Source organism: Streptococcus sp. GMD4S (assembly GCF_000296955.1).
The window spans coordinates 1-7605 of the sequence record NZ_AJRE01000074.1; the positions used below are offsets into that span (position 1 = coordinate 1).

Here is a 7605-nt window from a genome sequence, read left to right on the forward strand (position 1 = left end):
TCTTTCTTGAAGTTGATTGACCTTTTAGGTGGCGTAGATGTTTATAATGACCAAGATTTCACATCTTTACACGGGAAGTTCCATTTCCCAGTTGGAAATGTCCATCTAGACTCTGAGCAGGCTCTTGGTTTTGTCCGTGAGCGCTACTCTCTAGCAGATGGAGATCGTGACCGTGGTCGAAACCAACAAAAGGTTATTGTAGCTGTGATTCAGAAATTAACATCAACTGAAGCTTTGAAGAACTATGACAATATTATTCAAGGATTACAAGATTCTCTTCAGACCAATATGCCTTTGGAAACCATGATGGATCTGGTTAATACTCAATTGGAGAGTGGTGGGAACTACAAAGTCAACTCTCAAGACTTGAAAGGAACTGGACGCACGGATCTTCCTTCATACGCTATGCCAGATAGTAACCTCTACATGATGGAAATTGATGAAAGTAGCTTGGCCGCTGCGAAAGCTGCTATCAATGATGTGATGGAGGGCAAGTAGCATGATCGATATTCATTCGCACATCGTTTTTGATGTGGACGATGGTCCAAAGTCGATAGAGGAAAGTAAAAAACTTCTTAGAGAGGCCTACAGTCAAGGAGTGAGGACAATCGTTTCAACTTCGCATAGACGAAAAGGGATGTTCGAAACTCCTGAAGAAAAAATCGCGACTAACTTTCTAAAGGTGCGAGAAATGGCTAAGGAAGTTGCGGATAACTTAATCATTGCCTATGGGGCAGAAATCTACTATACGCCAGATGTTGTTGAGAAGTTAGAAAAGAAATTAATCCCGACCCTCAACGATAGTCGCTATGCTTTGATTGAGTTTAGTATGAATACACCCTATCGGGATATGCATAAGGGGCTGAGTAATATTCTAATGTTAGGCATTACACCCATCATTGCCCACATTGAACGTTACGATGCTTTAGAAAACAATGAGCAGCGCGTGCGAGAGCTGATTGATATGGGATGTTATACTCAAGTCAATAGTTCTCATGTCTTGAAACCTAAACTCTTCGGAGAAACTTATAAATTCATGAAAAAGAGAGCTCAGTATTTCTTGGAACGAGATCTGGTTCACGTGATCGCAAGTGATATGCACAACTTGGATCACAGACCTCCTCATATGGAGGAAGCCTATGATATCATTGCCAAAAAATACAGTGAAGATAAGGCTAAGGAACTTTTTAAGGATAATCCCCGAAAAATAATAATGGATCAATTGATTTAGGAGAAAAAATGAAAGAACAAAATATGATGGAAATCGATGTATTTCACTTACTTAAAATCCTTTGGAAACGAAAATTTTTAATTGCTTTGGTAGCATTCGTGACAGGGACAGTAGCATTTGCCTACAGTAGTTTTATTGTGAAGCCGGAGTTTACGAGTACGACCCGAATTTATGTGGTCAACCGTAATCAGGGAGATAAGCCAGGTTTGACCAACCAAGACTTGCAAGCTGGATCTTACTTGGTAAAAGACTATCGTGAAATCATTCTCTCGCAAGACGTTTTAGAAAAAGTTGCGACTGATTTGAAACTAGATCTCCCTCCAAAAGGTCTAGCTAGTAAAATTAAGGTAACAGTTCCAGTGGATACGCGTATTGTTTCTATCTCTGTGACAGATCGTTTTCCTGAAGAAGCGAGCCGCATCGCTAACTCTTTGAGAGAGGTTGCTGCCCAAAAAATCATCAGTGTCACGCGAGTTTCAGATGTGACAACGCTTGAAGAAGCTCGTCCTGCAACATCCCCATCGTCTCCAAATATCCGTCGCAATACCATGGTTGGATTTCTTGCTGGCGCAGTTGTAATGGTTGTTACGGTTCTCCTAGTTGAGCTCTTAGATACACGAGTGAAACGTCCAGAAGATATCGAAGATGTGATGCAAATTGCGCTATTGGGAGTAGTTCCAAATTTGGATAAATTGAAATAGGAGAGAGAGATGCCAACATTAGAGATTGTACAAAAAAAATTAGATTTGGCAAGAAAAGCTGAAGAATATTATAATGCGCTTCGTACCAATATACAGTTGAGTGGGAATAATTTGAAAGTTATTTCGATCACGTCTGTGAAACCGGGTGAAGGGAAGTCAACTACTTCTACAAATATTGCTTGGGCTTTCGCGCGTGCGGGCTATAAGACGCTGTTAATCGATGCCGATATTCGTAATTCTGTCATGTCAGGTGTTTTTAAATCACGCGAGAAGATTACTGGACTAACAGAGTTCTTATCTGGGACGACAGACCTATCACAAGGCCTATGTGATACCAATGTTGAAAACTTGTTTGTTATTCAAGCGGGTTCTATATCACCCAACCCAACAGCCTTGCTACAAAGTGAAAATTTTGCGACCATGATTGACACCTTACGCAAGTACTTTGACTACATCGTTGTAGATACTGCTCCGATTGGAGTTGTTATCGATGCGGCGATTATCACGCAGCAGTGTGACGCTTCTGTTTTAGTAACTGCGGCTGGTGAAACAAATCGTCGTGATGTCCAAAAAGCTAAAGAACAACTCGAACAAACAAGCAAACCATTCTTAGGAATTGTGCTTAATAAACTCAATACTTCAGTTGAGAAGTATGGATCATATGGGGCTTATGGCTCCTATGGAAAAAAGTAAGAGTTAGCTTAGGGAATAGATTATGGAAGAAAAGGGATTGAAGATTACTTTGGCGGCAATCCAGAGTTTTCTTGTCATTTTATTAGCTTATTTACTTAGTTTTGTTAAGGAAACAGAGATTGTAAATACTTCGGTTATTATCTTGTTCATTCTTCATTTTTTTGTGTTTTATATCAGTGATTATGGGCATGATTTTTTTAAAAGGGGTTATTTAGCAGAGTTTATCAACACGACAAAGTATATCGTGTTCTTTGCTTTAGCTATCAGTATTTCGAATTTTTTCTTAGAAGATCGTTTTAGTATCTCTAGACGAGGAATGATTTATTTTTTGACAATACACTCTATTCTGTTGTATTTGTTGAATCTATGCATTAAACGCTATAGAAAAAGCATCTTTCCAAATCTCAAGGGGAGTAAGAAGATATTCTTGATAACAGCTACCTCTAGGGTTGAAAAAGTCATCGATAGGCTGATAGAGTCGGGAGAAATTTTTTGGAATTTGGTGGCGGTCAGTGTTTTAGACCAGCCTGATTTCCAGCATCAAACCTTAACCGTTGTACCTGCTGAGAACATCTTAGACTTTGCTACTCATGAAGTTGTCGATGAGGTTTTTATCAATCTACCAAGTGAAGAGTATGACATCGGGGAGTTTATCTCACTTTTTGAGACAATGGGAATTGACGTGACAGTTAACCTGAATGCTTTTAATAACTATCTAGGTAGTGATAAAAAGATTCGTGGGATGGCAGGGCTGAATGTTATCACGTTTTCTACAAAATTTTATAAGACGAGTCATGTCATTGCTAAACGTTTCATTGATATTGTCGGTTCTATTGTCGGATTGATTATTTGTGGTTTGGTGAGCATTGTTTTGGTTCCAATGATTCGACAAGATGGTGGGCCAGCGATTTTTTCTCAAACGCGTATTGGAAAAAATGGTCGACATTTCACTTTCTATAAATTTAGATCCATGTGTGTGAATGCTGAAATGCGCAAACAAGAACTTTTAGCTCAAAATACCATGCAAGGTGGTATGTTTAAGGTTGATGATGATCCTCGTATCACTCCCATTGGTCGCTTTATTCGTAAGACCAGCCTAGATGAGTTGCCACAGTTTTGGAATGTTTTAATGGGAGATATGAGTCTAGTAGGGACCCGTCCCCCAACAGTTGATGAGTATGAGAAATATACTCCTGAACAGAAACGTCGATTGAGTTTTAAACCTGGGATAACAGGCTTGTGGCAAGTCAGCGGGCGAAGTGAGATCAAGGATTTCAATGAAGTTGTCAAATTAGATGTGGCCTATATTGATGATTGGACTATTTGGAAAGATATTGAAATATTGTTAAAGACCGTTAAAGTTGTATTTATGAGAGATGGGGCGAAGTAATTTCTGCCCTTCAGTCCTGTTAGGAGAGAAATGAAACAGTCAGTTTATATTATTGGTTCAAAGGGGATTCCTGCTAAGTATGGAGGATTTGAAACCTTTGTTGAAAAATTAACCGAATATCAAAAAGACAGCAACATACAATACTATGTTGCTTGTATGCGTGAAAATTCTGCTAAGTCTGGCATTACGGAAGACCAGTTTGAGCACAATGGAGCCATTTGCTTCAACATCGATGTACCCAATATCGGCCCGGCCCGCGCCATCGCTTACGATATTGCAGCGGTCAACAAGGCTATTGAATTGGCTAAGGAAAACAAGGACGAGGCTCCCATTTTTTACATTCTAGCTTGTCGCATCGGTCCTTTTATTTCTGGACTTAAGAAAAAAATTTGTGCGATTGGTGGCTCTTTGCTGGTGAATCCTGATGGTCATGAATGGCTACGAGCAAAGTGGAGCCTGCCAGTTCGTAAGTACTGGAAATTTTCAGAGAAGCTCATGGTCAAACATGCAGATTTACTGGTCTGTGACAGTAAAAATATCGAACAATATATCCAAGAGGATTATAAGCAGTATCAACCAAAGACCACCTATATTGCCTATGGAACGGATACTGTTCCTTCAAGCCTGAAGTCAGAAGATACCAAGGTTCGGAACTGGTATCAGGAAAAAGGAGTTAGCGAAAATGGCTATTATCTAGTAGTGGGACGATTTGTTCCTGAAAATAACTACGAAGCTATGATTCGTGAATTTATCAAGTCCAAGTCCAAAAAGGACTTTGTTCTCATCACAAATGTGGAGCAGAATAAATTTTACGACCAGTTGTTACGGGATACTGGTTTTGACAAAGATCCTAGGGTCAAATTTGTCGGTACTGTCTATGACCAAGAGTTGCTCAAGTACATCCGTGAAAATGCCTTTGCCTATTTCCATGGGCATGAGGTTGGAGGAACCAACCCTTCTCTACTGGAAGCTTTAGCATCCACAAAACTAAATTTGTTGCTAGATGTTGGTTTTAACCGTGAAGTTGGTGAAGATGGGGCCATTTATTGGAAAAAAGATGAGTTGGCACGTGTCATTGAGGAAGTAGAAGGATTTGATCAGGTAGCAATAACTGACTTGGATTTCAAGTCAAGCCAAAGAATCCTCTCAGCTTTCACATGGGAAAAGATTGTGTCAGATTATGAAGAAGTGTTTAAAGGATAGGGAATGAAACGGATTTTATACTTGCATGCTGGTGCAGAAATGTATGGAGCAGATAAGGTTTTACTGGAATTGATTAAAGGGTTGGATTCCAAAGAATTTGAAGCTCACGTCATCCTGCCAAATGATGGTGTTTTAGTCGAGGCTTTGCGCCAAGTTGGAGCTAAGGTCAGCGTGTTGGATTATCCGATTTTACGTAGAAAATACTTTAATCCTAAAGGCATTGCCGACTATATTCGCTCTTATAATTTCTATGCTAAGCAAATCGCCCTCTATGCTCGAGAACACAGTATAGATATGGTTCACAATAATACAGCGGCTGTTTTGGAGGGCATCTATTTGAAACGCAAGCTCAAGCTGCCTTTGATTTGGCATGTTCATGAGATTATCGTCAAACCCAAAGCTATTTCTGACTTTATCAATATGCTCATGGGACGATATGCAGACAAGATTGTGACGGTGTCCCAAGCGGTCGCTAATCATATCAAGCAGTCTCCCTTTATCAAAGATAGCCAAGTGGAAGTGATTTATAACGGTGTCGATAATGCTGTCTATTATCCAATGGATGCGTCTTCTATTCGTGAAAAATTTGACATTGCGCAAGATGCACTTGTGATTGGCATGATTGGTCGGGTCAATGCTATCAAAGGACAAAATGATTTCATAGAAGCAGTCGAGCCACTTTTGGAAAAGAATGAGCAAGCGGTGGCTTTCCTAGCTGGAGGTGTTTTTCCTGGTGAAGAATGGCGCTTAGAAGAACTAGATAAGAGAATAGCTTCTTCATCTGTTGTGTCACAAATTCATCGTATTGATTACTACGATAAGACTTCTGAACTTTATAATATGTTTGATATCTTTGTCTTACCAAGTATAAAACCTGATTCCCTACCTACAGTAGTCCTAGAAGCCATGGCTTGTTCAAAACCAGTTGTTGGTTATAACAATGGGGGAATAGCTGAAATGGTAGTAGATGACAAAAGTGGTTGCTTAGTCAAACCAAATCGTCCTCAAGAACTTTCTAATGCCATTTCTCTCTTACTAGATAGTTCTGAAAAAAGAGAAAAATTTGGGCGAGTAGGATATCAGAGACAAAAAGAGCTGTTTTCTTTGGAGAGTTACATCAAGAACTTTTCGGAGTTGTATAAAACAGATAGAAAAGATTAGTTATGAATAAAATAGATTTTGTTGTTACTTGGGTTGATGGGAATGATCCTGTGTGGCAAGAAAAAAAATCAAGCTATGATGGCTCGGTTAATACTTCTAAACAGAGTATGAATTCAGTCAAGGCTTACCGAGAATGGGGGACCTTTAAATATTGGTTTAGAGGAGTTGAAAAATTTGCTCCTTGGGTCAATAAGGTCTACCTCGTGACCGACCAGCAAAAGCCAAGCTGGTTAGATATAAATAGTGAAAAATTGGTGTTGGTAGATCATACAGAGATTATCTGTAATGACTACCTGCCAGTTTTTTCTGCCAATCCTATCGAAAGTAACATCCATCGAATCCCTGGTCTCTCAGAGCATTTTGTTTTTTTTAATGACGATATGTATTTGACAGCTCCAGTTGAGCCGACAGATTTTTTCTCAGAGGATGGTTTACCCAAATATAATACGGCTCTTTCACCGATTATTCCTGAGCGATATGGAACGGGGAATTTTCAGATAAATGACATGGAGATTGTCACTAGCTATTTCAGTCGAAATGAAATTTTGAAGAATGGCCAATTCTTTGATCCAAAGCAGGGATTAAAAAGTATCGTTAAGTCGCTACTATACAGAAATAGTCAGTTTATCTGTGGTTTCTGGGAGAGTCATCTGCCCTATCCTCTACTAAGATCAACGATGAACTTGGTATGGGAAAAGGAAAAAGCTGTCTTGGAAAGAACCTCGGCTAGTCGCTTTAGAAATCCTTCTGATACCAATGTTTGGCTCTTTAAGTATTGGCAGATTGCCAGTGGTAAATACGCTATCGGAAATCCTAAGTTGGGAGGACTCTTTTCTTTGGATAATGCCGGACCAGATTTTTGGAAGATACTAAATTCTGGCAAATACCAAATTATGTGTATCAATGATGGATTTAACATTCAAGACGAGGAGCAGGTGATGACAGACTTTATCAAGGCTATGGATCAACTGCTTCCAGATAGAAGTTCATTTGAGATTTAAACTGTAAAACTAAGTAAGAGAAAGAAAAGAAAATATGATTTCGGTAATTGTGCCTGTTTATAATGTGGAGGACTACCTTCATTATGCCATGGAGAGTTTGGAACATCAGACTTACAAGGATATGGAAGTCCTCTTGATTGATGACGGCTCGAGTGATGGCTCAGGACACTTGTGTGACCAGTATGCCCAGCAATATGATTGGGTGACTAGCTACCATAAGGTCAA

At 39.5% G+C, this 7605-nt stretch carries 9 protein-coding genes; all 9 read left to right on the forward strand.

What is annotated here, in order from left to right:
* A partial coding sequence (locus GMD4S_RS06365; protein WP_000310303.1) for an LCP family protein occupies positions 1–498 on the forward strand: 498 nt, incomplete at its 5' end.
* A gap of 1 nt (position 499) precedes the next feature.
* Positions 500–1231 (forward strand): capsular polysaccharide biosynthesis protein Cps4B, encoded by a 732-nt coding sequence (gene cps4B / locus GMD4S_RS06370; RefSeq protein ID WP_000565332.1) that lies wholly within the window; start codon positions 500–502, stop codon positions 1229–1231.
* A gap of 8 nt (positions 1232–1239) precedes the next feature.
* Positions 1240–1932: a capsular polysaccharide biosynthesis protein CpsC gene (gene cpsC / locus GMD4S_RS06375; RefSeq protein ID WP_000664123.1), complete on the forward strand. Its 693-nt coding sequence runs from the start codon at positions 1240–1242 to the stop codon at positions 1930–1932.
* A gap of 9 nt (positions 1933–1941) precedes the next feature.
* Positions 1942–2625 carry a tyrosine-protein kinase gene (locus GMD4S_RS06380; RefSeq protein ID WP_001142575.1) on the forward strand — a complete coding sequence of 228 codons (684 nt, stop codon included), beginning with the start codon at positions 1942–1944 and terminating at the stop codon, positions 2623–2625.
* A 22-nt stretch (positions 2626–2647) separates the two neighbouring features.
* Entirely contained in the window at positions 2648–4015 is a 1368-nt protein-coding gene (locus GMD4S_RS06385) for a sugar transferase (protein ID WP_000391463.1), read from the forward strand.
* Positions 4016–4045: 30 nt separating this feature from the next.
* Positions 4046–5218, forward strand: coding sequence for a beta 1-4 rhamnosyltransferase Cps2T (gene cps2T / locus GMD4S_RS06390; protein WP_000814503.1), 1173 nt, complete (start codon positions 4046–4048; stop codon positions 5216–5218).
* 3 nt (positions 5219–5221) lie between these two features.
* Positions 5222–6379 carry a glycosyltransferase family 4 protein gene (locus tag GMD4S_RS06395; RefSeq protein ID WP_000822224.1) on the forward strand — a complete coding sequence of 386 codons (1158 nt, stop codon included), beginning with the start codon at positions 5222–5224 and terminating at the stop codon, positions 6377–6379.
* Positions 6380–6381: 2 nt separating this feature from the next.
* The gene (locus tag GMD4S_RS06400) at positions 6382–7380 is read left to right on the forward strand and encodes a Stealth CR1 domain-containing protein (protein ID WP_001033091.1); all 999 of its coding nucleotides are present in this window, start codon (positions 6382–6384) and stop codon (positions 7378–7380) included.
* Positions 7381–7414: 34 nt separating this feature from the next.
* Positions 7415–7605 (forward strand): glycosyltransferase family 2 protein (locus GMD4S_RS06405; protein WP_000626473.1); only part of this gene is annotated, 191 nt, incomplete at its 3' end.